This is a genomic window from Xylophilus rhododendri, from assembly GCF_009906855.1.
Lineage (GTDB): Bacteria > Pseudomonadota > Gammaproteobacteria > Burkholderiales > Burkholderiaceae_C > Xylophilus > Xylophilus rhododendri.
In genome coordinates this window covers 1,402,222-1,425,256 of record NZ_CP047650.1, presented here as the reverse complement: position 1 = coordinate 1,425,256, position 23,035 = coordinate 1,402,222, and the positions used below count along the sequence as shown (strand labels likewise).

22 protein-coding genes are annotated in these 23,035 nt (G+C 69.7%); 17 read left to right on the top strand and 5 right to left on the bottom strand.

Annotated elements, in window-relative coordinates; all coding sequences use genetic code 11:
• Positions 1-38: 38 nt before the first annotated feature.
• Genes GT347_RS06415 through GT347_RS06405 form a run of 3 tightly spaced genes read right to left on the bottom strand, consistent with a single transcriptional unit; the run spans position 39 to position 4,840 of the window.
• A complete protein-coding gene (locus GT347_RS06415) occupies positions 39-1,700 on the bottom strand; it encodes a hydantoinase B/oxoprolinase family protein (protein WP_160551171.1) in 1,662 nt (553 codons plus the stop codon).
• An 8-nt stretch (positions 1,701-1,708) separates the two neighbouring features.
• Positions 1,709-3,808, bottom strand: a complete 2,100-nt coding sequence (locus GT347_RS06410) for a hydantoinase/oxoprolinase family protein (RefSeq protein WP_229722751.1) — start codon at positions 3,806-3,808, stop codon at positions 1,709-1,711.
• A 24-nt stretch (positions 3,809-3,832) separates the two neighbouring features.
• Positions 3,833-4,840, bottom strand: a complete 1,008-nt coding sequence (locus tag GT347_RS06405) for an isopenicillin N synthase family dioxygenase (protein ID WP_160551170.1) — start codon at positions 4,838-4,840, stop codon at positions 3,833-3,835.
• 180 nt (positions 4,841-5,020) lie between these two features.
• Here GT347_RS06405 and GT347_RS06400 point away from each other — a divergent pair, with 180 nt between their 5' ends.
• The 7 genes from GT347_RS06400 to GT347_RS06370 all read left to right on the top strand — a co-directional run bounded on the left by GT347_RS06400 (position 5,021) and on the right by GT347_RS06370 (position 12,110).
• Positions 5,021-6,103, top strand: coding sequence for an ABC transporter substrate-binding protein (locus GT347_RS06400; protein WP_160551169.1), 1,083 nt, complete (start codon positions 5,021-5,023; stop codon positions 6,101-6,103).
• 80 nt (positions 6,104-6,183) lie between these two features.
• Positions 6,184-7,020, top strand: coding sequence for an ABC transporter ATP-binding protein (locus GT347_RS06395; protein ID WP_229722749.1), 837 nt, complete (start codon positions 6,184-6,186; stop codon positions 7,018-7,020).
• A complete protein-coding gene (locus tag GT347_RS06390; protein ID WP_160551168.1) occupies positions 7,013-7,795 on the top strand; it encodes an ABC transporter permease in 783 nt (260 codons plus the stop codon). Before GT347_RS06395 ends, GT347_RS06390 begins: the two co-directional genes overlap by 8 nt.
• 4 nt (positions 7,796-7,799) lie before the next feature.
• The gene (locus tag GT347_RS06385; protein ID WP_160551167.1) at positions 7,800-8,597 is read left to right on the top strand and encodes an ABC transporter permease; all 798 of its coding nucleotides are present in this window, start codon (positions 7,800-7,802) and stop codon (positions 8,595-8,597) included.
• A gap of 16 nt (positions 8,598-8,613) precedes the next feature.
• Complete coding sequence (locus GT347_RS06380) at positions 8,614-9,393, top strand: SDR family NAD(P)-dependent oxidoreductase (protein ID WP_160551166.1); 780 nt, start codon at positions 8,614-8,616, stop codon at positions 9,391-9,393.
• A 28-nt stretch (positions 9,394-9,421) separates the two neighbouring features.
• Complete coding sequence (gene metC, locus GT347_RS06375; protein ID WP_160551165.1) at positions 9,422-10,618, top strand: cystathionine beta-lyase; 1,197 nt, start codon at positions 9,422-9,424, stop codon at positions 10,616-10,618.
• 10 nt (positions 10,619-10,628) lie between these two features.
• On the top strand, positions 10,629-12,110 hold the full coding sequence (locus tag GT347_RS06370; protein WP_160551164.1) for an aldehyde dehydrogenase family protein: 1,482 nt from the start codon (positions 10,629-10,631) through the stop codon (positions 12,108-12,110).
• A 63-nt stretch (positions 12,111-12,173) separates the two neighbouring features.
• Here GT347_RS06370 and GT347_RS06365 read toward each other — a convergent pair whose 3' ends face one another.
• On the bottom strand, positions 12,174-12,521 hold the full coding sequence (locus GT347_RS06365; RefSeq protein ID WP_160551163.1) for a BrnA antitoxin family protein: 348 nt from the start codon (positions 12,519-12,521) through the stop codon (positions 12,174-12,176).
• Positions 12,502-12,831 carry a BrnT family toxin gene (locus GT347_RS06360; RefSeq protein ID WP_229722747.1) on the bottom strand — a complete coding sequence of 110 codons (330 nt, stop codon included), beginning with the start codon at positions 12,829-12,831 and terminating at the stop codon, positions 12,502-12,504. The genes GT347_RS06365 and GT347_RS06360 overlap by 20 nt, the downstream gene beginning before the upstream one ends.
• Positions 12,832-13,148: 317 nt before the next feature.
• Here GT347_RS06360 and GT347_RS06355 point away from each other — a divergent pair, with 317 nt between their 5' ends.
• From GT347_RS06355 to GT347_RS06310, 10 genes are read left to right on the top strand one after another with little or no spacing between them, the layout of a single operon-like run.
• Positions 13,149-15,506, top strand: a complete 2,358-nt coding sequence (locus GT347_RS06355; RefSeq protein WP_160551162.1) for a TonB-dependent receptor — start codon at positions 13,149-13,151, stop codon at positions 15,504-15,506.
• Positions 15,507-15,519: 13 nt separating this feature from the next.
• Positions 15,520-16,113, top strand: a complete 594-nt coding sequence (locus GT347_RS06350) for a MotA/TolQ/ExbB proton channel family protein (RefSeq protein WP_160551161.1) — start codon at positions 15,520-15,522, stop codon at positions 16,111-16,113.
• Positions 16,114-16,126: 13 nt separating this feature from the next.
• Positions 16,127-16,537 (top strand): ExbD/TolR family protein, encoded by a 411-nt coding sequence (locus GT347_RS06345; RefSeq protein WP_160551160.1) that lies wholly within the window; start codon positions 16,127-16,129, stop codon positions 16,535-16,537.
• 9 nt (positions 16,538-16,546) lie between these two features.
• The gene (locus GT347_RS06340; RefSeq protein WP_160551159.1) at positions 16,547-17,254 is read left to right on the top strand and encodes an energy transducer TonB; all 708 of its coding nucleotides are present in this window, start codon (positions 16,547-16,549) and stop codon (positions 17,252-17,254) included.
• Positions 17,251-18,054 (top strand): putative hydro-lyase, encoded by an 804-nt coding sequence (locus GT347_RS06335; RefSeq protein WP_160551158.1) that lies wholly within the window; start codon positions 17,251-17,253, stop codon positions 18,052-18,054. The genes GT347_RS06340 and GT347_RS06335 overlap by 4 nt, the downstream gene beginning before the upstream one ends.
• Positions 18,055-18,088: 34 nt before the next feature.
• Entirely contained in the window at positions 18,089-18,970 is an 882-nt protein-coding gene (locus GT347_RS06330) for a phytanoyl-CoA dioxygenase family protein (RefSeq protein WP_160551157.1), read from the top strand.
• Positions 18,967-19,770 (top strand): SDR family NAD(P)-dependent oxidoreductase, encoded by an 804-nt coding sequence (locus GT347_RS06325; protein WP_160551156.1) that lies wholly within the window; start codon positions 18,967-18,969, stop codon positions 19,768-19,770. The genes GT347_RS06330 and GT347_RS06325 overlap by 4 nt, the downstream gene beginning before the upstream one ends.
• Positions 19,771-19,811: 41 nt before the next feature.
• On the top strand, positions 19,812-21,146 hold the full coding sequence (locus tag GT347_RS06320) for an aromatic ring-hydroxylating dioxygenase subunit alpha (protein ID WP_160551155.1): 1,335 nt from the start codon (positions 19,812-19,814) through the stop codon (positions 21,144-21,146).
• 13 nt (positions 21,147-21,159) lie between these two features.
• Entirely contained in the window at positions 21,160-22,599 is a 1,440-nt protein-coding gene (locus tag GT347_RS06315) for a glutamine synthetase family protein (RefSeq protein WP_160551154.1), read from the top strand.
• A 5-nt stretch (positions 22,600-22,604) separates the two neighbouring features.
• Positions 22,605-22,928, top strand: coding sequence for a 2Fe-2S iron-sulfur cluster-binding protein (locus GT347_RS06310; protein ID WP_160551153.1), 324 nt, complete (start codon positions 22,605-22,607; stop codon positions 22,926-22,928).
• Positions 22,929-23,035 lie beyond the last annotated feature (107 nt).

Genomic DNA, 23,035 nt, shown 5'->3' with positions numbered 1-23,035 from the left:
CGGCTTGGTTTTTCTTCTCCTCCGCGAAGGAGAAAAACTTAGCCGAAAAACCCATATTCCCTCTCAGCCACCTCAGCAGACAGCACCCCCGCAGCCACCTCCGCTGCAACCAGCCCCCGATCGCGCAAGAGCCCATCCCCCAGCCCCGCCCCCCCAGGCAACTCCAGCACCAGCCGCTCCCCGGCAGGAATCCCCTGCAAGCCCTTGGCCCGCATCGCAGCGCCGGAAGAAAGCCGGACAACCCCAGGGGCCCCATCACCGCCACCAGAACGGCCCCGAGCAGGCATATCCACACGCTCATACATGGCCAGCACTTCGAAGGCAGACCCATCCCGGGTCCCGACCTCGACCGTTTGGCCCAGGCCCCCCCGGTGCTCCCCGGAGCCGCCACTGTCAGCCCGCAACTCCTTGCGCCAGATCACGATGGGCGCCGAGTGCTCGGACACTTCCACAGGCATCGCCCGCACCCCGCTGGGAAACGCCGTCGCATCCAGCCCATCCTGTCCGGAACGCGCCCCCGCCCCGCCACTGTTGAAGAACACCGTATCGAAGGTGGCGGCCGCAGACCCGGCCACCCGCCCCCGCAGCTGCACGCTCCACAGGCAGGACGACCCCTCCGCAGGCACCCGCCCCGGCAGCGCCTGGTCCAGGCACCCCAGCACCACATCCGGCAGCATCTGCCCGATCACATGCCGCGCGGCCACGGGAGAAGGCCGCTGCGCGTTCAGGATCGAGCCCTCCGGCGCCGTCACCACGAAGGGCAGCAGCGCCCCGTGGTTGTTGGGCACCTCCGGCGAGATCAGGCACTTCAGCCCGAAGACGGTATAGGCCCGGCAGTAGTTCAGCACCACGTTGATGCCCTGCGGCACGGCGCCATCCGTGCCGGCGTAGTCCACCGTGACGAGATCCTCCGAGATCGTCAGCGTGGCCCGCAGCGTGATCGGCCGGTCGTAGCCGTCGATGGTCAGCGCGCTGTGCCAGCTGCCGCGCGGCAGGGCGGCGATGCGCTCGCGCGTGGCCCGCAGCGACTGCGCCAGGATGTAGTCGCCCAGGGCGTCCAGGTCGCGCTGCCCGAACTCGCGCAGCATGGCTTTCAGGCGCCGCGCCCCGGTGTCGTTGCTGGCGATGTACGAGAGCACGTCGCCCTCCACCTGCAGGGGGGTGCGCACGTTCTGCTTGAGCACCGCCAGCAGCGTCTCGTTGATCCGCCCGCGTGAGGCCAGCTGGAGCAGGGGGATCTGCAAACCTTCCTCGTAGATCGAGCGCCCGTCCGGCCCCTGGCCCAGCCCGCCGATGTCGAGCTGGTGGCAGCAGCAGCCCAAGAGGCCCACCACCCGGCCGTCCATCACCACCGGGCTGACGACGGTGATGTCGTGCAGGTGGCCGGCGGTCAGCCAGGGGTCGTTGGTGATGTAGTGGTCGCCTTCCTCCATCGTCGCGGCGGGGAAGCGCGCCAGGAAATGCTTCACCCCCTCGGCCATGGAGTTGACGTGGCCGGGCGTGCCGGTGACCGCCTCGGCGATCAGCCGGCCCTGGGTGTCGAACACGGCGGCGGAGAGGTCGCCGGCATCACGCACGGTGGTGGAGAAGGCGGTGCGCATCAGCGCCTGCGCGGCTTCCTCCACCACCGAGATCAGGCGGGTCCACATCACCTGCAGGCGCAGGCCGGCCAGGGCGTCGTCGGGCAGGGCTTGGTTCATGTCTCGTTTCATGCTTTTGCCGCGGCGCGGCGGGTCATCACGATGTAGCCGTGGCCGTCGATATGGGCGTCGAAGGCGGGCGAGACGACGGTGGTGGTCTCGTCCTCCACGATCAGCGCCGGGCCCTGCAGGGTGTGGCCGGGGCGCAGGTCGGGGCGGCGGTAGAGGGCATGGCTGCGCACCCGGCCTTCGCCGGGGTCGAGCACGTCGCGGTGGCCGCTGGGTTGGGCCGCGCCGATGGGCGCGATGTCGCCGCCGGGCGGCACGGCGGGCATCAGCGTGGCGACCGAGACACGCCAGGTCAGGATCTCGATCGGCAGCTCCACCGCCAGGCCGCCGTAGTGGGCGCGGTAGGCGTTCTCGAAGTTGCGCGCCAGCACGGCGGCATCCTCGGCGCGCAGCAGATGGGCCGGCACCTCGATGGCGATCTCGTAGCCCTGGCCGCGGTAGCGGGCGAAGGCGGTACGGCGTTCGGTGCGCGGGCTGGCGGCATCGCCGTGGCGCACGATGGCATGGGCCTCTTCGGCCATGGCGTGGAGCAGGGCGTTGACGCTGTCCACGTCCAGCGTGTCGAGCTGCTGGCGCAGGCTGCGGGCGATCTCGTAGGCGATGGGCGCACGCAGAAAACCCACGGCCGAGCCGACACCGGCGCTGCGCGGGATCACCACCTCGTCCAGCCCCAGCTTCTCGGCCACCCGGGCCGCATGCAGCGGCGCGCAGCCGCCGAAGGCGACCAGGGTGCGGGATTCCAGCGTCAGGCCCAGCTCCACCGCATGCACCCGGGCGGCGCTGGCCATGGCCTCGTCCACGATCTCGCTGATGCCCAGGGCGCGGGTGGCGGCCGGCGCCTGGCCCAGGCCGGGCAGGGCCAGCAGGGCGGCTTCGCAGGCGGCGGTGTCCAGGCGCATCTTGCCGCCGGCGAAGGCATCGGCGGCGATGCGGCCCAGGGCCAGGTCGGCATCGGTCACCGTGGCTTCGCTGCCGCCGCGGCCGTAGCAGGCGGGGCCGGGCTCGGAGGCCGCGCTGCGCGGGCCCACGGCCAGCCGGCCGGCGCCGTCGATGCGGGCGATGGAGCCGCCGCCCGCGCCGATCTCCACCATCTCCACCACCGGGATGCGCAGCGGCAGGCCGCTGCCCTTGCGGAAGCGATGCACCCGCGCCACCTCGAAGACCTGCGAGCTGAGCGGCTGGCTGTCGTCGATGTAGCAGATCTTGGCGGTGGTGCCGCCCACGTCGAGCGCCAGCATGCGGCCGATGCCGCGCTCGGCGGCCACGCCGGCTGCGAAGAGGGCGCCGCCAGCGGGGCCCGATTCGACCAGGCGCACCGGGAAACGCGCGGCCGTCTGCACCGTGGTCAGGCCGCCGGAGGACAGCATCAGGAACAGCGGGCAGGCGAAGCCCAGCGCCTGCAGCTGCTCGTCGAGCCGGCCCAGGTAGCTGGCCACCACCGGCTGCACATAGGCATTGGCGGCGGTGGTGGAGAAACGTTCGTACTCGCGCATCTCGGGCGAGACCTCGCAGGACAGCGACACGGTGGCTTGCGGCAGCAGCTCGCGCAGCAGTTCGCCCGCGCGTTGCTCATGGGCCGGGTTCACGTAGCTGTGCAGGAAACACACGGCCACGCTCTGCACCCCCTGTTCGGCGAAGAAGGCGGCGGCGCGGCGCACGCCGTCCTCGTCCAGCGCAAGCAGCTCGCTGCCGTCGGCGGCGATGCGTTCGGCCACCGGCAGCCGCAGGGTGCGCGGCACCAGGGGCTGGGGCTTGTCCATGGCGATGTCGTACTGGTCGAAGCGGCTTTCGGTGCCCATCTCCAGCACGTCGCGAAAGCCCTCGGTGGTCAGCAGCGCGGTCTTCGCGCCGCGCCGCTCGATCAGCGCGTTGGTGGCCAGCGTGGTGCCGTGCACCACCAGGCCCACGTCGGCCGGCGCCAGGCCGGCCTGGCGCAGCAGGGTGGCCACGCCTTCGAGCAGGGCGCGCTCGGGTGCGTCGTAGGTGGTCAGCACCTTGGTGGAGAAACGCTCGGTGGGGGTCTCCAGCACCACGTCGGTGAAGGTGCCGCCAATGTCCGCGCCTATGCGCGCCAGGCCTGCGGCCGTCGAATGACTCACGTGTAGATCCAGACTGGGGTGGGGTCAGAGGAAGTCGCCGGCCTGCTTTTCCAGCCGGGCGTAGAAGCGCTTGAGGTGGGTGCCGACATGCACCGGCTCGTAGCGGGCCTCGCCGCCGTCGCGCTCCACCAGTTCGGGCAGGGGCGCCACGACGGTGTCCGCATCGGGGTTGAGGAAGAAGGGGATGGAGAAACGCTCCACGCCCGCCTTGTTGCGCACCCGGTGGTAGTTGGACAGGAAACGCCCGTTGGACCACCACATCATCATGTCGCCGATGTTGATGGTGTAGGCCCCGGGCACCGGCGGCGCGGCGATCCAGCTGCCGTCCAGGCGCTTGACCTCCAGGCCGCCCACATCGTCCTGCGCCAGGATGGTCAGCGGGCCTTCGTCGGTGTGCGAGACGGTGTTGGACACCTCCACGTCCGAGCCCTCGGGAATCGGGATGTAGTGCAGCAGGCTGAGCTGGCAGATCGGCAGGTCGAAGTAGCCGTCGAAGCGGTCCTCGGGCAGGCCCAGGCCGATGGCGAAGGCGCGCAGCAGGTCGCGCGACAGGGCCAGCATGGCGTCGTAGTGGGCCTCGCAGGCGGCGCGGAATTCGGGCATGTCCTCGGGCCAGCGGTTGGGGCGGTGGAACACCGGGTCCGGGTCGGGCCGGTCGGAGAAGTCGGCCTGGATGCGGTACTGCTCGAAGAGGCGGCTGTCGCGGTCGAGCGCGCCGCCGCGGTAGGGCATGGGGATCCAGCCGCGGTACCACTTCAGCGTGGCGGCGGCCTTCTGGCGTTCGTCCTCGGGCAGGTGGTAGAAGCGGGCGCTCTGCGCGAAGGCGTCCGAGAGGATGCGCTCCGGCACCTCGTGGCCCTTCAGGTAGAAGAAGCCGATGTCGGTGCAGGCCCGGGCGATGGCCTCGGCCACCGCCTTCTTGCCGGCTTCGCCGCCATGGCGGAAGGGCGTGAAATCGATGATGGGGATCTCGGCGAGATCGACCGTCCTGGCGACGATGCGGTCTTCTACTCCGGCGCTGCTGCGGCTCATGGTGAGCATTCCTTTCGCTGTGCTTTTCGTCTGTGCTGTGAGGGGTCCGGACCTGGCGGCTCGGACGCATCAGGCCGCAACCGTAGCGAAAACAGGCGCGCGGCGGGGTGCTCTTTGCGTCAGGGCGGATTGCGGAAACAGCTACGAAGCCCGGGGCCGTCCGGCGGCAAGATGGCGGCCATGCAATCACCGAGTCAACCGGGCTCCGGCGCACGGCCGGGCCGCCGCACCGCCCTGGCGGCGCTGGGCGCCGCGCCCCTGCTGGGGCTGGGCCTGCTGTCGCGCCAGGTGCTGGCGCCGGTGGCGCACAACCCCCAGGGAAAGGGCCTCATGAAGTTCGACCACCAGCTCGGTTGGGTCAAGGGCATCCAGTTCGGCGGCTACCTCGCCGCGCTGGACCGTGGCTATCTGGAAGAGGAGGGGCTGGACGTGAATTTCGTCGCCGGCGGCCCCGGCACCGACTACCGCACCCTGGTCTCCAGCGGCCGCGCCATGGTCAGCGAAAGCAATGTGGCCGGCATGATCGACGGCTACCAGCGCGGCCAGCCCCTGGTGGCCTTCGCGGCGGTGATGCAGCGCGACCCGGGCGCCATCATGAGCCCGGCCAGAACGCCGATCCGCTCGGTGCACGACATGGTCGGCAAGACGCTGGGCGTGCCCAACAGCGTCAGGGCCCAGCTGCTGCCGCTGATCCGCCATGCCGGCATAGACCCCGACAGCATCCGCCTGGTGCCGGTGGGCAGCGACCCGTCCCTGCTGGCCTCGGGCCAGGTGGACGGCTACTACAGCTGGTCCACCACGGCGGTGCCGGCCCTGCGCAAGATCGGCTTCGATCCCTTCTGGCTGCCCATCTCCGACCTGGGCGTGCCCGGCTACGGCCAGGTGCTGATCGCCCGGCGCGACACCCTGGCCCACGACCGCGACATGCTGGTGCGCTACACCCGGGCGCTGATCCGCGGCTGGGACTGGGTGGCGCATAACCCCCAGGAGGCCGCCGAGATGGTGGTGCGCAAGTACGCGCCGCCGGGCACCGACCTGTCGGAGCAGATCATCCAGGCCGAGATGATGCGGGAGTTCATCACCTCGGGCGATGCGAAGACGCACGGCCTGCTGTGGATAGACCCCGGGGTCTTCGAGCGCGCCGTGGCCATGGGCCGCGAATCCGGCAGCGTGCCGGCCGATGCACGCATCGACATGTCGCGCATGGTCACGCAGGACGTGGTGCGCGCCGCGCAGGCCAGCCTGGCCAAGCCCGCCGCGTAGCGATTCACGCACCGGCCCCCGACCGAAACAGCACCCCGGGCGAGCGCCGCCTTGGGTAGCGTCGGGGTGTTCCATCTTCCATGCCCACGTTCCAGGAAACCCGCGCCATGTCCGGCCTGTCCATCCAACATGTCTCCAAGTCCTTCGCGCTGGACGGCCGCGCCGTGCCCGCGCTCAGCGACGTCAGCCTGGCGCTGGAGGCCGGCCAGTTCGGCGCGCTGATCGGGCCCTCGGGCTGCGGCAAATCCACGCTGCTGCGCATGGTGGCCGATGTGTTCTCGCCGACCGCCGGCCAGATCCTGGTGGACGGCGCCGCGCCCCGCCAGGCGCGGCTGGCGCACCAGATCGGCTTCGTCTTCCAGGAGGCCACCCTGCTGCCCTGGCGCAGCGTGCTCGACAACGTGCGGCTGCCGCTGGAGATGCTGGGCAAGAAGGGCGGCCAGGCCACCCGGTCCGCCGAGGCCCTGGTCGAACTGGTCGGCCTGGCGGGCTACGAGCAGGCCCGGCCCTCGCAGCTCTCGGGCGGCATGCAGCAGCGCTGCGCCATCGCGCGTGCGCTGGTGGCCTCGCCCAAGATCCTGCTGCTGGACGAGCCTTTCGGCGCGCTCGACGAGGTGATGCGCTACCGCATGAACTTCGAGCTGCTGCGCATCCGCGCCGAGACCCGCACCACCGCCCTGATGGTGACCCATTCGATCGAGGAGGCGGTGCTGATGGCCGACCGCATCTTCGTCTTCGCCGCCAAACCGGGCCGCATCGTGGAGACGGTGGAGGTGGACCTGCCGCGCCCGCGCCGCCTGGCCACCATGGACGACCCGCGTTTCAACCGCACGGTGGACCGGGTGCGCCGCGCGCTCTTCGGGCAACTGCCCGACGCGCTGGACCACCAGGCCGCACCCGAGGCCCTGCATGGCTGATCGCACTTCCGTCGGCCGCGCCGCCCTGCACCTGCTGCTGCCCGTGGCGGTGGTGGCCGTGCTGGCTATGTTGGCCGAATGGTGGGTGGCCGGCGGCTCGGCACCGATGACATTGCCCCGCCCCTCGGCCGTGCTGCTGCTGCTGTGGCAGGACCACGGCGAGCTGCTGCACCAGCTGGGCGTGACGGTGCTGACGGCGGCCTACGGCTTTTTGCTGGCGCTGCTGCTGGCGCTGGCCATCGCCTTCTGCGTTTATGCGGCGCCGCGCATCGAGGGCTCGGTGCTGACGGTGGGCGCGGTGCTCAGCAGCATTCCGCTGATCGCCATCGCGCCCATCCTCAGCGTGTGGCTGGGCCTGGGCATCGGCACCCGGGTGCTGATCACGGTGGTGATCTGCGTGTTCCCCATGCTGGTCTCGGTGGTGCAGGGCCTGCGCGAATCGCGCCCCGCCGAGCAGGAACTCTTCACCGTGATGGCCGCCACGCCCTGGCAGCGGTTCCGGCTGCTGGCCCTGCCCAGCGCCATGCCGCTGCTGTTCGTGGGCATGAAGATCTCGGCGCCGCTGGCGGTGCTGGGCGCGCTCATCGGCGAATGGAACGGCGCCGAGACGGGCCTGGGCGTGCTGATGCTCAACGCCATGTTCGGCCTGCAGGTGCAGCGGCTCTGGGCCACGGTGCTGGTGGCCTGCGCGGTGTCCTCGCTGGCCTATGCCTATCTCTGCCTGCTGGAGCGGGTGGCCGGCTACGACCGCTCCGGCGGCGCGCATTCGGGATGACCGCATGAACCCGTCTTCTTCCATCGTCCGCGGCCTGCCGCTGGGCGGCGCCGCCGCCCTCACGCTGCGCCGGCTGCTGGGTTATGTCGCCGTGATCGCCTGCGTGGCCCTGCTGTGGCAGCTGGCCATCTGGGGCTTCGGCCTGCCGCCCTATCTGCTGCCCAGCCCGGGCGCGGCGGCGCAGGCTTTCCTGGCCCATCATTCGGAGATCGGCGGCGCCACGCTGCTGACCGTGCAGGCCACCGTCATCGGCATGGTGGCCGCCACCGTGGTGGCGCTGCTGCTGGCTTTGCTCTTCATGGCCTCGCGCTGGCTGGACGCCGCCCTGCATCCGCTGATCGTGCTGGTGCGCACCGTGCCCATGATCGCCATCGCGCCGGTGCTGGTGCTGGTCTTCGGCCGCGACCGCTGGGCCGGCGCCGGCATGGTGGCGCTGCTGTCCTTCTTCCAGATCATGCTGGCCGCGCGCAAGGGCCTGGAGGCGCCCAGCCGGAACATGCTGGAGCTGATGCACTGCAACGGCGCGGGCTTCTGGCAGACGCTGTTCAAGCTGCGCATTCCCTGCGCGCTGACGCATCTCTTCACCGGCCTGCGCATCGCCTCGGCCTCGGCCATCCTGTGCGCCATGTTCGCCGAATGGCTGTCGGGCGCGCCGGGCCTGGGCAGCCTGATCCTGGACGCCAACTCGCGGCAGGACTTCGCCCTGATGTGGGCGGCGGTGGGCGTGGGCACCACCGTGTCCTATCTCTTCTTCACCTTCACCATCGCGCTGGAACGCGCGGTGCACGACTGGAGCCGCTGAGGCGGCCGTACTGCTCATGGATGCTCTGCGAGGCAAGGTGGTGTTCGCCACCGGCGCGACCAAGGGACTGGGGGCCGAGCTCGCCCTGGCCCTGGCGCGGGAGGGCGCGCACATCGCCATCGTCGGCCGCGACGCGCAAGCCGGCGAGGCGGTGGCGTCGGCGGTGCGTGCGGTGGGCAGCTCGGCCCTGGTGCTGGCCGCCGACGTGGCCGACGCCGCCGCGCTGCAGGCCGCCAGCGAGCGCGCCCTGGCCGAGTTCGGCCGCATCGACCGGCTGCTCTGCACCGCCGGTGTGGGCAGCCCGCGCCAGCCGGTGTGGGAGAGCACGGCGGACGACTACCGCGCCTGCTTCGACATCAACCTGCTCGGCGTGCTGAACGCCCTGCGCGCGGTGATGCCCACACTCATCGCCCAGCGCGAAGGCCGGGTGGTGGTGATCGGCGGCACCTACGGCCACAAGGGCGTGGCGCAGTCGGCGCTATACGCCGCCTCGAAATGGGCGGTGCGCGGGCTGGTGAAGTCGGCCGCGCTGGATGCCGGGCCCTTCAACGTCACCTGCAACGTGGTGGCGCCGGGCGGCATCGCCGGGCCGCGCTTGAAGCGCCTGTTCGAGGCCTCGGCCGAACGCGAGGGCCTGCCCTACGAGGAGGTGCTGGGCCGCTTCACCGCCAAGGCCGCACTCGGCCGCCTGGTCACCGGCGACGACGTGGCAGCCGCCGTCATCCATCTGTTCTCCGAGGGCGGGCGCCTCATCACCGGGCAGGACCTGGTGGTGGATGCCGGCACGCTGGTCTAACCCCTGCAATGACCTTGCAACGACACCCATGAAAACGCCAGACAGCTTCAAGCGCGACACCCAGATCGTCCATATGGGCAGCGACCCGGATGCCTACAACGGCATCGTCAACCCGCCGGTCTATCACGCCTCCACCTTCATCTTCAAGTCGGTGGAGCATCTGCTGGAGACCCGCCGCGACCGCGCCAGCGGTGCCTTCGAGCAGTTCACCTACGGCCGCGAAGGCACGCCCACCACCCGTGCGCTGGAAGACGCGGTGACGCAGCTCGAAGGGGGCTTCCGCGCGGTGGTCACCTCCTGCGGGCTGGGGGCGATCTGCGCATCGCTCACCGCGTTTTTGTCGGCCGGTGACCACCTGCTGATCCTCGACAGCCTCTACGGCCCGGTGCGCCAGTTCTGCGACGAGTTCCTGAGCAAGTTCGGCGTGCAGGTCACCTACTACGACCCGCTGGTCGGCGCCGGCATCGCCGAGCTGGTGCAGCCCAACACCAAGGTGATCTACCTCGAATCGCCCTGCTCGCTGACCTTCGAGATGATGGATGTGCCGGCCATCGCCGCCGTGGCCCGGGCGCGCGGCATCGTCACCATCATGGACAACACCTGGGCCTCGCCGCTGTGCTTCCAGCCCTTGAAGCACGGTGTCGATATCTCGATCCATGCGGCCACCAAGTACATCTCCGGCCATTCCGACCTGATGCTGGGCATCGCGGTCTGCAACGAGGAGACCTTCATCCCGGTGAAGAAGACCGCCTCCGGCTCCGGCTACTGCGGCGGCCCGGACGATGTCTACATGGCCCTGCGCGGCCTGCGCACCCTGGGCCTGCGCATCCCGCGCCACCAGGAGACGGCGACCACGGTGGCCCGCTGGCTGCAGGGCCGGCCCGAGGTGGCGCGGGTGATGTACCCGGCGCTGCCGGACGACCCCGGCCACGCCCTCTGGAAGCGCGACTTCACCGGCGCCAGCGGCCTGTTCGGCGCGGTGCTGAAGCCCTGCAGCGAAAAGCAGTTCGCCGCCATGCTCGACCACCTGGAGCTGTTCCGCATGGGCTACTCCTGGGGCGGCTACGAGAGCCTGGTGGTGCCCACCTATCCGGCCACGCTGCGCAGCGCCCGCCCCTGGACCGACACCGGCCCGGCCCTGCGCCTGCATGCCGGCCTGGAAGACCCCGACGACCTGATCCGCGACCTGGAACGCGGTTTCGCGCGCCTGGCCGCGGCGGCCTGAGGCTCTGTCCATGACCCAGGACGTATCGCAATTGCGCCATCCCTTCCTGGATGGCCGGCCCAAACGCATGCTGATCGGCGCCGACTGGGTGCCGGCCGCCTCCGGCAGGACCTTCGAGAGCCGCAACCCTTCCACCGGCGAGCTGCTGGCCGTGCTGCCCGAGGGCGACCGCGAGGACGTGGACCGCGCGGTGGCCGCCGCGCGCGCCGCCTTCGAAGGCCCCTGGAGCCGCTTCAAGCCCGACGAACGCCAGGCCCTGATGCTGAAGTTCGCCGACCTGGTCGATGCCCATTTCGACGAACTGGCCTGGCTGGATTCGCTGGACATGGGTGCGCCCATCCGCCACACCCGCGGCAGCCGCCGCCACCTGGTCGGGCTGCTGCGTTTCTTCGCCGGCCAGGCCACGGCGCTCTATGGGCAGACGGCGCAGACCTCGGTCAACGGCTCGATGTTCGCCGCCACGCTGAAGGAACCGGTGGGCGTGGTCGGGTCCATCATCCCGTGGAACGGGCCGCTGTGGGCCTGCATCTTCAAGACCGCGCCGGTGCTGGCCACCGGCTGCACCCTGGTGCTGAAACCCGCGGAGGACGCGCCGCTGACGCCGCTGCGTTTCGCCGAACTGGCGCTGGAAGCCGGCGTGCCGCCCGGCGTCATCAACGTGGTCACCGGCTTCGGCCGCGGTGCCGGCGCGGCGCTGGCCGCGCATCCGGGCGTGGACAAGGTGTCCTTCACCGGCTCGGTCGGCACCGGCCAGGAGATCGTGCGGACCTCGGCCGGCAACCTGAAGCGCCTGTCGCTGGAGCTGGGCGGCAAGTCGCCCCACATCCTGTTCGACGATGCGGATGTGTCCCGCGCCGCGCCGGCCGCCGCCATCGGCGTGTTCGCCAACGCCGGCCAGATCTGCAGCGCCGGCACCCGGGTCTTCGTGCAGCGCGGCATCTACGACGAAGTGGTCGAGGCCATGGCCCGTGTCGGCGCCGGCCTGAAGGTGGGTGCCGGCACCGACCTGGCCAGCGACATCGGCCCGCTGATCTCCGCGCGGCAGATGGAGCGGGTGCTGGGCTATGTGGACAGCGCGAAGGAGGAGGGCGCCCGCCTGGTCGAGGGCGGCCACCGCCTGGACGACCCCGCCGGCTTCTTCGTGCGCCCCACCGTCTTCGCCGACGTGGCCGACCCGATGCGCATCGCCCGCGAGGAGATCTTCGGTCCCGTCGCCTCCGTCATGCCCTTCGACACCCTGGACGAGGTGGTGCGGCGCGCCAACGATTCCCCCTTCGGCCTGGGCGCCGGCGTGTGGACCCGCGACGTCGGCCGGGCGCACGCCATCGCCAGGCGGCTGCAGGCCGGCTCGGTCTGGGTCAACTGCTACAACCAGATGGACCCCTCCATGCCCTTCGGCGGCTACAAGACCAGCGGCTACGGCCGGGAATCAGGGGTGCAGCAACTCGACGAATACCTCAACGTGAAGGGCCTGTGGATCCAGCACGATTGAGGAAACCTGCGCACCGGGGGGTGTGATTCGGGGCCCTGCGGCAGCGCGGGGCCCCGTTTTTTTTCAGGCCTTCAGGAACTCGCGGCGCAGGATCTCGTTGACCCGTGTCTGCCAGCCTTCGCCGCTGGCGCGGGCGGCGGCGATCACCTCGGGATCCAGCCGTATCGACACCAGCTTCTTGGTGTTGGGCGAGACGCTGCCCACCGGCCGGCCGCGCGGTCGTTTGAGGGCCACGAGCTGTTCGAAGACGGCGGCGGGCAGAACTTCCCGTGCCGGACGCGCCCTTTTGAAGAAGTCCTCGCCCAGCTCTTCGGTGTCGGGGTCGGCGGCGATGCCCGCGTTGATCTGCCGATCTTCCTCGTCCGTCGGCAGCACGATGGTCCTGCCGCTCCTAGTCTTGAGTTTCTGCATAGAACCGAACCTCCTTCTTGCTGGCCTTGCGCAGGCTGATGATTCGCACGCAGGTCTCGCGCAAGGTGACGACCATGACGTGTACCCGCTCGCCGATCAGGCCCAGCGCCATCAGGCGGGCTTCACCGTTGCGATGTACGACTTCGACGACGGCGGTCTCCCAGTCGAAGTCCTCCGCGGCGGTGAACCAGATCCCGTGCTTGGCAACGTTGGCTGCCAGCTTGGCCGGATCGCAGGTGTAGCGCATGAATTTAATGTAGCTGCGGATAAATGGCAAGTCGGGCACCCTCGGAACGGGTGCCGCGAACATGGGGCAGAACTCTAAGGCTGTTGTTTTGCCCGCCACGACCGCCCATCGGGCGTTGCCGTTTTGTGCGCCGCGCGTTCCGCTTATGGCACCGCGCGGGGCGAAAACCGGGCTTTTCGCCCTCGTCGCAGCCCGATGAAGCCTTGTAGGCGGTGTCCGACGGCATGTAGCCGTCAACGCAACGAGCGCGGACGAAAAAAGCAATTCTGGGCAACGCCCCCTCTCGATAAATTGCGCTGGCAAGTTCTCCACAAACCCACGCCGGGCTCCGCAAGGACCCCACACCACCTCAACGTTTTCAGCAGCACAGAAAGCGCAATGTGAAAACTGAACTCCTCGTCACCTGCCTGGTCGCCTCCGCGGCGCTTCCGGGTTTCGTCCAGGCGCAGACCGCCGCCAAGACCACCGACATCGGCAGCGTGAACGCCACTGGCGTCGCCGACGGCCCCGCACGTTCGCCCGACGACGGCCCGTCCGCCACCGGCGTGACCGGCAAGGAGCTGGGCGGCGGCCTGATGATCGACGAGAGCGGCGCCAAGTCCAAGAGCTCGGTGACCAGCGACTTCATCCAGAAGCAGCAGGGCTCGGCCGACGTGTTCCAGATCCTGAAGTACGCACCCGGCGCCACCGCGGCCGCGGGCGATGCCTGGGGCATCAACCAGGGCGTGATCTCGGTGCGCGGCCTCGAAGGCGGCCAGCTGGGCTTTCACTTCGAAGGCATGCCGATGAGCGTGTCCTCCAACTGGTCGGCCTTCCCGGGCCAGTGGATCGACACCGAGAACACCGACATCGTCTCGCTCACCCAGGGCTCGGCCGACCTGAGCAGCCCGGATGTCAACGCCAGCGGCGGCGTGGTCGACATCTACCTGCACAACCCCTCGAAGGAACGCGGCGGCCTGATCAGCGTGTCCGGCGGCTCCAACAATGCCAAGCGGGTCTTCGTGCGCGGCGAGACCGGCGAGATCGGCCAGACCGGCCTGCGTGCCTTCGCCTCCTTCTCGCACATCGACGCCGACCACTTCCGCGGCCCCGGCAGCGACACCCGCGACCACTTCGCCCTCGGCGCGGTGCAGGAGTGGGGCGGCGGCAGCCGCACCAAGCTGGCCCTGACCTATACCAAGATCGACCGCGACACCTACAAGAACCCGACGCTCGCGCAGTGGAACGCGGGCGGCGTCAAGGGCGCGGCCACCAACTACTCCAGCACCTATACCGCCGGCGACACCAGCTACTACAAGCTGCTGTCCAACCCCTGGGAGAACCTGCTGGTCTCGCTGCCGACCGACATCAAGGTCAACGACAAGCTGGCCCTCAACTTCACGCCCTACCTGTTCTACGGCTACGGCGCATCGGGCTCGGCCAGCGTGCTCAACGAGAACTCGGTGGGCTACGGCAACACCGTCAACGCGGTGGACCTGAACAACAACGGCACCACCACCGACCGCAACGTCATCTTCTACAACCCGATTCCCGAGCGCAACACCCGCGTCGGCGGCACCTTGAAGGGCACCTACCAGCTCGACAACCACACCCTCACCGCGGGGGTCTGGTACCAGTATTCGGTGGACAAGCTCTATCGCCCCTACAGCACCGTCAACGCCGACGGCACCCCGGCCGACGCCAGCGGCGAGACCAACCTGATCCGCACCACCAGCGGTGCCGTGGTCAACCAGTGGTACCAGCACACCAAGGACAAGTTCGGCTCGATCTTCATCGGCGACACCATCAACCTGATGGGCGACAAGCTGGCCTTCGACATCGGCGGCAAGCAGATGTTCCTGAAGCGCGAGGGCTACAACGAAGTGCCCAGCCCCATCACCTACAACGAGGCCAAACACAACCCCTTCCTGCCGTCCCTGGCCGCGCGCTACAAGTTCGACGACCGCAACAGCGTCTTCGCCAGCCTGAGCAAGGGCTACCGCATCCTGCCCGAGGGTTCGCTCTACCCGCGCTACAGCGCCAGCACCGGCGCCCTGACCACCGCGGCCAACCCGAACCAGCCTTCGGAAACCTCCACCACCGTCGAAGCCGGCTACCGCTACCAGGACGAGCTGGTGAGCCTGTCGAGCACCCTGTTCCACTACCAGTTCAAGAACCGCCAGATCTCGGCCGCGGTGTGCGATCCGGGCTGCGTCACCACCCCGATCGACGGCGGCAAGCAGTCGGGCACCGGCGTGGACTTCGAAGCCGGCCTGCGCCCCATCAACCACTTCCGCCCCTACGCCTCGCTGGAGCTGCTGCACACCCGCATCGACAGCGACATCGCGGTGGCCGGCGACTACCTGCCCACCACCGGCAAGAACGCGGTGCGCGCACCCAAGGTGCAGGCCGCCGTGGCGGTGGACTACGACGTGGGCCGCTGGTTCGCCAACGTGGGCATCAAGTACGTCGGCGAGCAGTACTCGACCTTCATGAACGACGAGAAGATCCCCTCATACGTCACCGGCGACGTGGCCGTCGGCTACCGCTTCGCGTCCTTCAACGGCATCAGGAAGCCCGAGCTGCGCCTGAACATCATGAACGTGGGCAACGTGAAGTACCTCTCGGGTGTCTACAGCGCCACCACCAACGCCAAGGCGACCACCGGCACCAACGGTTCGACCATCGCCGCCAGCGCGCCCAGCTACCTCATCGCCAACCCGCTCGCCGTCATGTTGACGTTCTCCGCCGCCTTCTGAACCCCGCTTCCCCATGATCAGCCAAGACACCCTCCATGCGATCTCGATCAACACGCTGTACGCGAGCGTGGTGCTGCTGACGCTCGTCATCATCGAGCGCTTCGTCTACTACCTCTACCTGCTGCGCAGCCGGGGCCGTATCGCGAATTCGATCGAGAAGGCGATGAAGCTCAACGCCGCCGAGCCCACGCCGGTGCTGCCGGCCGGCAAGGATCTGCTGACCACCTGCATGCAGGAGTACGTGGATGCCCAGCGCGGCGGCAGCATCGCCCGCAGCCGCATCGAGGACCTGTCTTCGGCCCTTTTCCTGCGGGTGGACGGCGCGGTCAACCGCGGCCTGTGGATCCTCGACACCATCGTCACGGCGGCCCCGCTGCTGGGGCTGCTGGGCACGATCCTGGGGATCATGGACACCTTCCATGCGCTGTCGGCCGGCGGGGTGTCGGACCCCTCGGCCGTCAGCCGGGGCATCGGCTCGGCGCTGTTCGCCACCGCCATCGGCATCGGCACCGCGCTCTACGGCCTGATCGGCCACAACGTGCTGCACCGCCTGGGCGAATGCATCACCGAGGACTTCAAGAGCTTCCTGCTCGAGACGACCAAGTGAGCAGGGCCCGGCGATGAGATCCTTTCCCCAACGCAAGCAGCGCAAGGCCCGCATCGAGATCATTCCGATGATCGACGTGATGATGTTCCTGCTGGTCTTCTTCGTACTCATCAGCACCAACGTGCTGCCGGCGCTGGGCCTGAACGTGGCCCTGCCGGGCTCGGCCCAGCCCGACCCGATCAAGGACGAGCCGCTGCGCATCACCCTCACCGTGGACCAGGGCGGCGCCGTCTATGTCGACGGCCAGGCCACGCCCATGGACCAGGTGGCGACGAAGCTCAAGGCCCTGGCCGGCAGCCGCCAGGCCAAGGTGATCATCGCGGGCGACGGCAGTTCGAAGCTGCAGAACCTGGTCGACGTGCTCGACCAGCTCAAGTCCGCCGGCATGCCGGCCGCGTCCATCGTGACCAAGCGCGCCCCCTGAGTGCCTGCCGTGAACAGAAGAGACCCCTACGAGCGGATTTCGGCCGGCATCGCCGTGGCCGGCACCGCGGCGGCCCTGCTGGCCGCGGCGTTGATGCCGCATGCCAGCATCGCGCCCGCGCCGCCACCGCCCCAAGACCCGCCGGTGATCACCCTGCAGGCTGCGGACGAGCCGCCGCCGCCCGCACCCAAGCCGCCGCCGCCGCCCCCTCCGCCACCGCCGCCCAAGGCACCGCCGCCACCGCCGCGCCCGCCGGCACCGGCGCCCGCGCCCGTGCCTTCGCCATCCCCGGCGCCCGCACCGGTGCCGCCACCGCCGCCCACACCACCGGCCCCGACGCCACCCGCGCCGGTGCCGCCCGCACCCACGCCGCCGGCACCCGCCGCGCCGGCGGCACCCTCGGCCGCCGCCATCGTGGCGCAGGAGAACGGCTACCTCGGACGCCTCAAGGGCTACATCCGCGGCATCACCGAATACCCGACCTCGGGCGACGCCCGGCGTATGCGGCCCGAAGGCTCCAGCGTGGTCCGCTTCGTGCTCACCCGCGACGGCTCGCTGAAGACGGCCGAGCTGGAGAAGACCTCCGGCTCGCCCATCCTCGACAAGCAGGCGCTGGTGATCGTGCGCGGCGGCAAGTACCCGGCCTTCCCGGCGGATTCCTGGCCGGGCAATCCGGAGCACGAGTTCACCGTCACCGTGGCGTTCTCCGCGCCATGACCGCCATGCCGGACTTCGACACCCAATCGCCCGCCGCCGTGCGGGCCGCCATCCGCAGCGGCGCCTGGCGGGGCTATACCAATGCGCTGGCGCGCGGCCATGTGCAGGGCAACCTGATGATCGTGCCGGCGGCCTATGCCGACGACTTCGCCGAGTACTGCCGGCTCAACCCGCAGGCCCTGCCGCTGATCGGCCGGGGCGAGCCGGGCTCGCCGCGCATCCGCGCCATCGCGGCCGACCTGGACCTGCGCACCGACGTGGGCGGCTACATGGTGTTCCGCGACGGCGAGCTGGTGGATACACCGCGCGACATCGCCGGCGAATGGCGCGAGGACCTGGTCGCCTTCGTGCTCGGCTGTTCCTTCTCCTTCGAGGCGGTGCTGCAGGCCCATGGCGTGCGGCTGCGCCATCTGGACGAGGGCAATGTCTCGGCCATGTACGTCACTGCGGTGCAGACGAAACCGGCCGGCCCCTTCGGCGGCCCGCTGGTGGTGTCCATGCGCGCGCTGCGCGCGGCCGATGCGATCCGCGCCATCACCGTCTCGCAGCACTTCCCGCAGTTCCACGGCCAGCCGATTCACCTGGGCGCGCCCGGCCTGATCGGCATCGAGGACCTGTCGCAAAGCTACGGCGGCCACGGCCTGACGCAGCTGCACGAGGACGAACTGCCGGTCTTCTGGGCCTGCGGCGCCACCGCGCAGATGGCCGCCCTGCAGGCCCGCCTGCCGCTCTGCATCACCCACCACAAGGCGCACATGGTGGTCACCGACCTGCCGGTGGATGACCGCCTGCCCGCCTGATCCTTCCACCGAACACGGACAAAGCCCAAGCACCATGAACCCTTCCATCGAAGACCTCCACGCCCAGTACCGCCAGAACGGCTATGTGCTGCTGCCCGACGCACTCAGCGCCGAGGAGCTGCGCCAACTGCAGGCCACCACCGACCGCATCGCCGAACAGGGCCGCAGCCAGACCGAGGACAACGCCATGTTCGACTTCGAGGCCGGCCACAACGCCCAGACGCCCCTGGTCCAGCGCATCAAGAAGCCGCACAACATCGACCCGCTCTACTTCCAGCTGGCCCGCACCCCGGCCATCTTCGAGCTGGTGCAGCGCATCTGCGGCGAGAACGTGCGGCTCAACCACAGCAAGATCAACATGAAGGCCGCCCGCGCCGGCTCGCCGCTGGAGTGGCACCAGGACTGGGCCTTCGCGCCGCACACCAATATGTCGACCTGCGTGGCCTCGGTGATGATCGACGACGTGTCGCTGGAGAACGGCGCCATGCAGGTGCTGCCCGGCAGCCAGGACGGCCCGCTCTACGAACACCACGACCCGGAGCAGGGCTTCATCGGCGCGGTGGACATCGCGGCGCAGAAGGTCGATCTGTCCAACACAGCCTCGCTGGTCGGCACAGCCGGCACCGTGTCCATCCACCATCCCATGCTGATGCACGGCTCCGGCGCCAACCGCTCGGGCCGCCAGCGCCGCATCCTGTTCCTGGAGTACGCCGCCTCCGACGCCTATCCGCTCTTCTACGACGTGGACTGGGGCGAGTACGACTCGCGCCTGCTGAGCGGCCCGCCGACCAGCGAGGTGCGCTGCGAGCCCAACCGCATCAAGCTGCCTTTCCCCTCGCGCTCGGGCTTCTCGATCTACAAGGCCCAGGCCAACGCCCGCGCCCGTTATTTCGACACCGACAAGGCGACCGCATGAACGCCCCCGCCAGCGAACCCCTGCGCCCCGTGGCCCTGGTCACCGGCGCCAGCAGCGGCACCGGCCGCGACATCGCCATCGCCCTGGCCGAGGACGGCTGCAACGTCGGCCTGCTGGGCCGCCGCACGGCGGCCCTGGAGGCCACCGCCGAACGCATACGCGCCCTGGGCCGCGAGGCCTGCGTGCTGACGGCCGACGTGTGCGACGAGAACTCTGTGAGCGCCGTGCTGGAGCAGTTCCTCGTCTGGTCCGGCGGCGCGGTGCATGTGCTGGTCAATGCCGCCGGCATCCCCGGTCCGCTCGGCGACAACGTCGGCCAGCTGCAGCTGACCGACTTCGACGCGGTGATGGCCACCAACCTGCGCGGCCCCTTCCTCACCATGTCGCGCCTGCTGCCGGTGATGTGCGGCCAGGGCTATGGCCGGGTGGTCAACATCGGCGGCACCCACGGCATGCGCGGCCGCGCCGGCCGGGCCAGCTACGCCACCTCCAAGTGGGCCTTGCGCGGCCTCACCCGCAGCGCCGCGCTGGAGGTGGGCGCGCACGGCGTCACCGCCAACGTGGTGGCGCCCGGCGCCATCGCGGTGGAGCGCATGCGCCAGCGCTGGGCCGACCAGGCGGTGGAGGAGGGCGTGAGCGAATCCGTGGTGCTGGAGCGTTATGTGCAGGCCATGGGCATGGCCCTGCAGCGGCCCAACGAGACGGCCGACGTGGTCGCCACCGTGCGTTTCCTGGTGGGCGAGGGCGGCCGCAACATCACCGGCCAGGAGATCGTGGTGGACGGCGGCGTGATCGTCTGATGCGCCTGACCTGTGTTTGAAGACTTATCGATAGGCCCGCGATGATCAGCGCCGAACAGAACGATTTCATGACCCGCGTGGGCGCCGGAACGCCCGCCGGCCAGCTGCTGCGCCGCTACTGGCAGCCGGTGGCCATCTCCGAGGAACTGCAGGGCCCGCGGCCGGTGCGGCCGGTGCAGCTCATGGGCCAGCACTTCGTGCTGTTCCGCGACGAGGCCGGCAAGCTCGGCCTGCTCGACCGCGACTGCCCGCACCGCGGCGCCGACCTGGCCTTCGGCCGGCTGGAGAACGGCGGCATCCGCTGCGCCTTCCACGGCTGGCTGTTCGATGCCGAAGGCAAGTGCCTGGAGACCCCCGCCGAGCCGCCCGGCAGCAAGCTGTGCAGCCGCATCCGCCAGGGTGCCTATCCGGTGGTGGAGAAGAGCGGCGTGATATTCGCCTACATCGGCGAGGGCGAGCCGCCGGCCTTTCCGGAGTTCGACTGCTTCGTCGCGCCGGGAACGCACACCTTCGCCTTCAAGGGCCTGTTCGAATGCAACTGGCTGCAGGCGCTGGAGGTGGGCATCGATCCGGCCCATGCCTCCTACCTGCACCGCTTCTTCGAGGACGAGGACACCTCCGAGAGCTACGGCAAGCAGTTCCGCGGCGCCTCGGCCGATTCCGACCTGCCGATCACCAAGGTGCTGCGCGAATTCGACCTGCCCGAGATCCAGGTGGCCGGCACCGACTACGGCATGCGCCTGACCACGCTGCGCAAGGTCAGCGACGAACAAACCCATGTGCGGGTGACCAACGTGGTCTTCCCCCAGGCCTTCGTCATCCCCATGAGTTCGGAGATGACGATCTCGCAATGGCATGTGCCGGTGGACGACACCCATTGCTACTGGTACGCCATCTTCACCAGCTTCACCGGACCGGTGGACAAGCAGCAGATGCGCGAGCAGCGCCTGCAGCTCTACGAACTGCCCGACTACACCTCGCGCCGCAACAAGCGCAACGACTACGGCTACGACGTGCAGGAGCAGCTCACCCAGACCTATACCGGCATGGGCGAGGACATCAATGTGCACGACCAGTGGGCGGTGGAATCGCAAGGCCCCATCCAGGACCGCACCCGCGAGCACCTGGGCAGCACCGACAAGGGCATCGTCGCCTTCCGCCGCCTGCTGGTGAAGGCGATCGAGGCCACGCAGCAGGGCCAGGCCGTGCCGATGGTGATCGCCGCCGATCAGGCCGCCGCGATGACCGGGCCGCCCTCGATCGACGGCGTCAACGAGACGGCCGGGCAGGGCACCGAAGCGGAGACCTACTGGCGCGCGGCCGACCGCGAACGGCGCGTCAAATCCAGCTGGGCCGCCGCGCGGCTCGGCGCCTGAGGCGAGGCGGGCCATGGCCAGTTTCGTCAACCGCTTCGGACTCTGGTCCGAGGACCAGCAGCGCCAGGCGCGCGAACTCGCCCAGCGCCTGGAGCGCGGCGACATCGACACGGTGCGCTTCGCCTTCCCCGACCAGCACGGCATTCTGCGCGGCAAGACCCTGGTCGCTGTCGAGGCGAAGGCCGCGCTGTGGGACGGCGTCAACCTCACCTCCACCCTGCTGGCCAAGGACACCTCGCACAAGACCGTGTTCCCGGTCTTCAGCGCGGGCGGCGGCTTCGCCATGGAGGGCTTCCAGGGCGGCGCCGATTTCACCGTGGTGGCCGACCCGGCCACCTTCCAGGTGCTGCCCTGGTCGCCGCGCACCGGCTGGCTGCTCTGCGATGCCTACATGGCCAGCGGCGCGCCTTGCCCCTTCGCCACGCGGCAGATCCTGCAGCGGGCGGTGGGCCAGCTCGATGCGCTGGGGCTGGACTTCATCGCCGGGCTGGAAGTGGAATTCCATGTCTTCAGGATCGACGATGCACGTTTGGCCCTGGCCGATTCGGGCCAGCCCGGCCGGCCGCCCGAGGTCTCGCTGCTCTCGCACGGCTACCAGTACCTCACCGAGCTGCGCTACGACCGCGCCGAGCCGCTGCTGGAATTGCTGCGCAGCAACCTGGTGGCGCTCGGCCTGCCGCTGCGCTCGCTGGAGATCGAGTTCGGCCCCAGCCAGTTCGAACTGACCTTCGGCCCCACGGCCGGCGTGCTGCCGGCCGACACCATGGTGCTGCTGCGCAGCGCCATCAAGCAGGTCTGCCAGCGCCACGGCTACCACGCCACCTTCATGTGCCGGCCGAAGATCCCCAACGTGATGTCCAGCGGCTGGCACCTGCACCAGTCGCTGCGCCGCAAGGGCGACGGTGTGAACGCCTTCATGCCCGAGGCCGAAGGCGCCGACCTCAGCGCCATCGGCATGGGCTACCTCGGCGGCCTGAAGGCCCATGCCTGCGGCGCGGCCGCGCTGGCCAGCCCCACGATCAACGGCTACCGGCGCTACCGACCCATGTCCCTGGCGCCTGACCGCGCCCTGTGGGCACGCGACAACCGCGGCGCCATGCTGCGGGTGCTGGGCGGACCGGGCCAGAGCGCCACCCGCATCGAGAACCGGGTCGGCGAGCCCACCGCCAACCCCTATCTCTACCTGGCCTCGCAGCTCTTCGCCGGGCTCGACGGCATGCGCAAGGGCATCGACCCCGGCCCCTCGGCCGACGCGCCCTACGAAAGCCCCGCCGAGCCGCTGCCGCGCTCGCTCGGCGAGGCCCTGGCCTGCCTGCGCGCCGACGCCCTGCTGCGCGAGCAGATGGGCCCAGCCTTCATCGACTACTTCTGCCACATCAAGGAAGCCGAGATCGCGCGTTTCAACCTCGAGGTGACCGAGTGGGAGCACCGCGAATACTTCGATATGTTCTAGAGCCCATGCCCACGATCCACTTCATCCTCCAGGACGGCAGCACCCGCGCGGTCGAGGCCGAGGCCGGCGCCAGCCTGATGGAAACCGCCATCCGCGCCAATGTGCGCGGCATCGACGCCGAATGCGGCGGCCTCTGCTCCTGCGCCACCTGCCATGTCTATGTGGCCGAGGCTTGCATCGCCCGCCTGCCGGCGCCCGATGGCGAGGAAGAAGCCATGCTCGACTTCGTCGCCGCCGAACGCCGGCCCGGCAGCCGCCTCAGCTGCCAGATCCAGCTCACCGAGGCCCTCGAAGGCCTCACCGTGCAGGTGCCGCCGACCCAGTCCTGAAGCCCGCCAACGCAGCACGCCGCGATATACGTCCTTCTTCAATCGGCTCCGCGAACCAGGCAGTTCGTGCCTCTCGCCTATTGCATGTGTCCATGGTCCGTCCCACG

Bases quoted from the DNA above. Each gene is read 5' to 3' on its own strand.
- GT347_RS06415 (WP_160551171.1), bottom strand. From the start codon at position 1,700: ATGAACCAAGCCCTGCCCGACGACGCCCTGGCCGGCCTGCGCCTGCAG.
- GT347_RS06405 (WP_160551170.1), bottom strand. From the start codon at position 4,840: ATGAGCCGCAGCAGCGCCGGAGTAGAAGACCGCATCGTCGCCAGGACG.
- GT347_RS06400 (WP_160551169.1), top strand. From the start codon at position 5,021: ATGCAATCACCGAGTCAACCGGGCTCCGGCGCACGGCCGGGCCGCCGC.
- GT347_RS06395 (WP_229722749.1), top strand. From the start codon at position 6,184: ATGCCCACGTTCCAGGAAACCCGCGCCATGTCCGGCCTGTCCATCCAA.
- GT347_RS06390 (WP_160551168.1), top strand. From the start codon at position 7,013: ATGGCTGATCGCACTTCCGTCGGCCGCGCCGCCCTGCACCTGCTGCTG.
- GT347_RS06385 (WP_160551167.1), top strand. From the start codon at position 7,800: ATGAACCCGTCTTCTTCCATCGTCCGCGGCCTGCCGCTGGGCGGCGCC.
- GT347_RS06380 (WP_160551166.1), top strand. From the start codon at position 8,614: ATGGATGCTCTGCGAGGCAAGGTGGTGTTCGCCACCGGCGCGACCAAG.
- metC (WP_160551165.1), top strand. From the start codon at position 9,422: ATGAAAACGCCAGACAGCTTCAAGCGCGACACCCAGATCGTCCATATG.
- GT347_RS06370 (WP_160551164.1), top strand. From the start codon at position 10,629: ATGACCCAGGACGTATCGCAATTGCGCCATCCCTTCCTGGATGGCCGG.
- GT347_RS06365 (WP_160551163.1), bottom strand. From the start codon at position 12,521: ATGCAGAAACTCAAGACTAGGAGCGGCAGGACCATCGTGCTGCCGACG.
- GT347_RS06360 (WP_229722747.1), bottom strand. From the start codon at position 12,831: ATGTTCGCGGCACCCGTTCCGAGGGTGCCCGACTTGCCATTTATCCGC.
- GT347_RS06350 (WP_160551161.1), top strand. From the start codon at position 15,520: ATGATCAGCCAAGACACCCTCCATGCGATCTCGATCAACACGCTGTAC.
- GT347_RS06345 (WP_160551160.1), top strand. From the start codon at position 16,127: ATGAGATCCTTTCCCCAACGCAAGCAGCGCAAGGCCCGCATCGAGATC.
- GT347_RS06335 (WP_160551158.1), top strand. From the start codon at position 17,251: ATGACCGCCATGCCGGACTTCGACACCCAATCGCCCGCCGCCGTGCGG.
- GT347_RS06330 (WP_160551157.1), top strand. From the start codon at position 18,089: ATGAACCCTTCCATCGAAGACCTCCACGCCCAGTACCGCCAGAACGGC.
- GT347_RS06325 (WP_160551156.1), top strand. From the start codon at position 18,967: ATGAACGCCCCCGCCAGCGAACCCCTGCGCCCCGTGGCCCTGGTCACC.
- GT347_RS06320 (WP_160551155.1), top strand. From the start codon at position 19,812: ATGATCAGCGCCGAACAGAACGATTTCATGACCCGCGTGGGCGCCGGA.
- GT347_RS06315 (WP_160551154.1), top strand. From the start codon at position 21,160: ATGGCCAGTTTCGTCAACCGCTTCGGACTCTGGTCCGAGGACCAGCAG.
- GT347_RS06310 (WP_160551153.1), top strand. From the start codon at position 22,605: ATGCCCACGATCCACTTCATCCTCCAGGACGGCAGCACCCGCGCGGTC.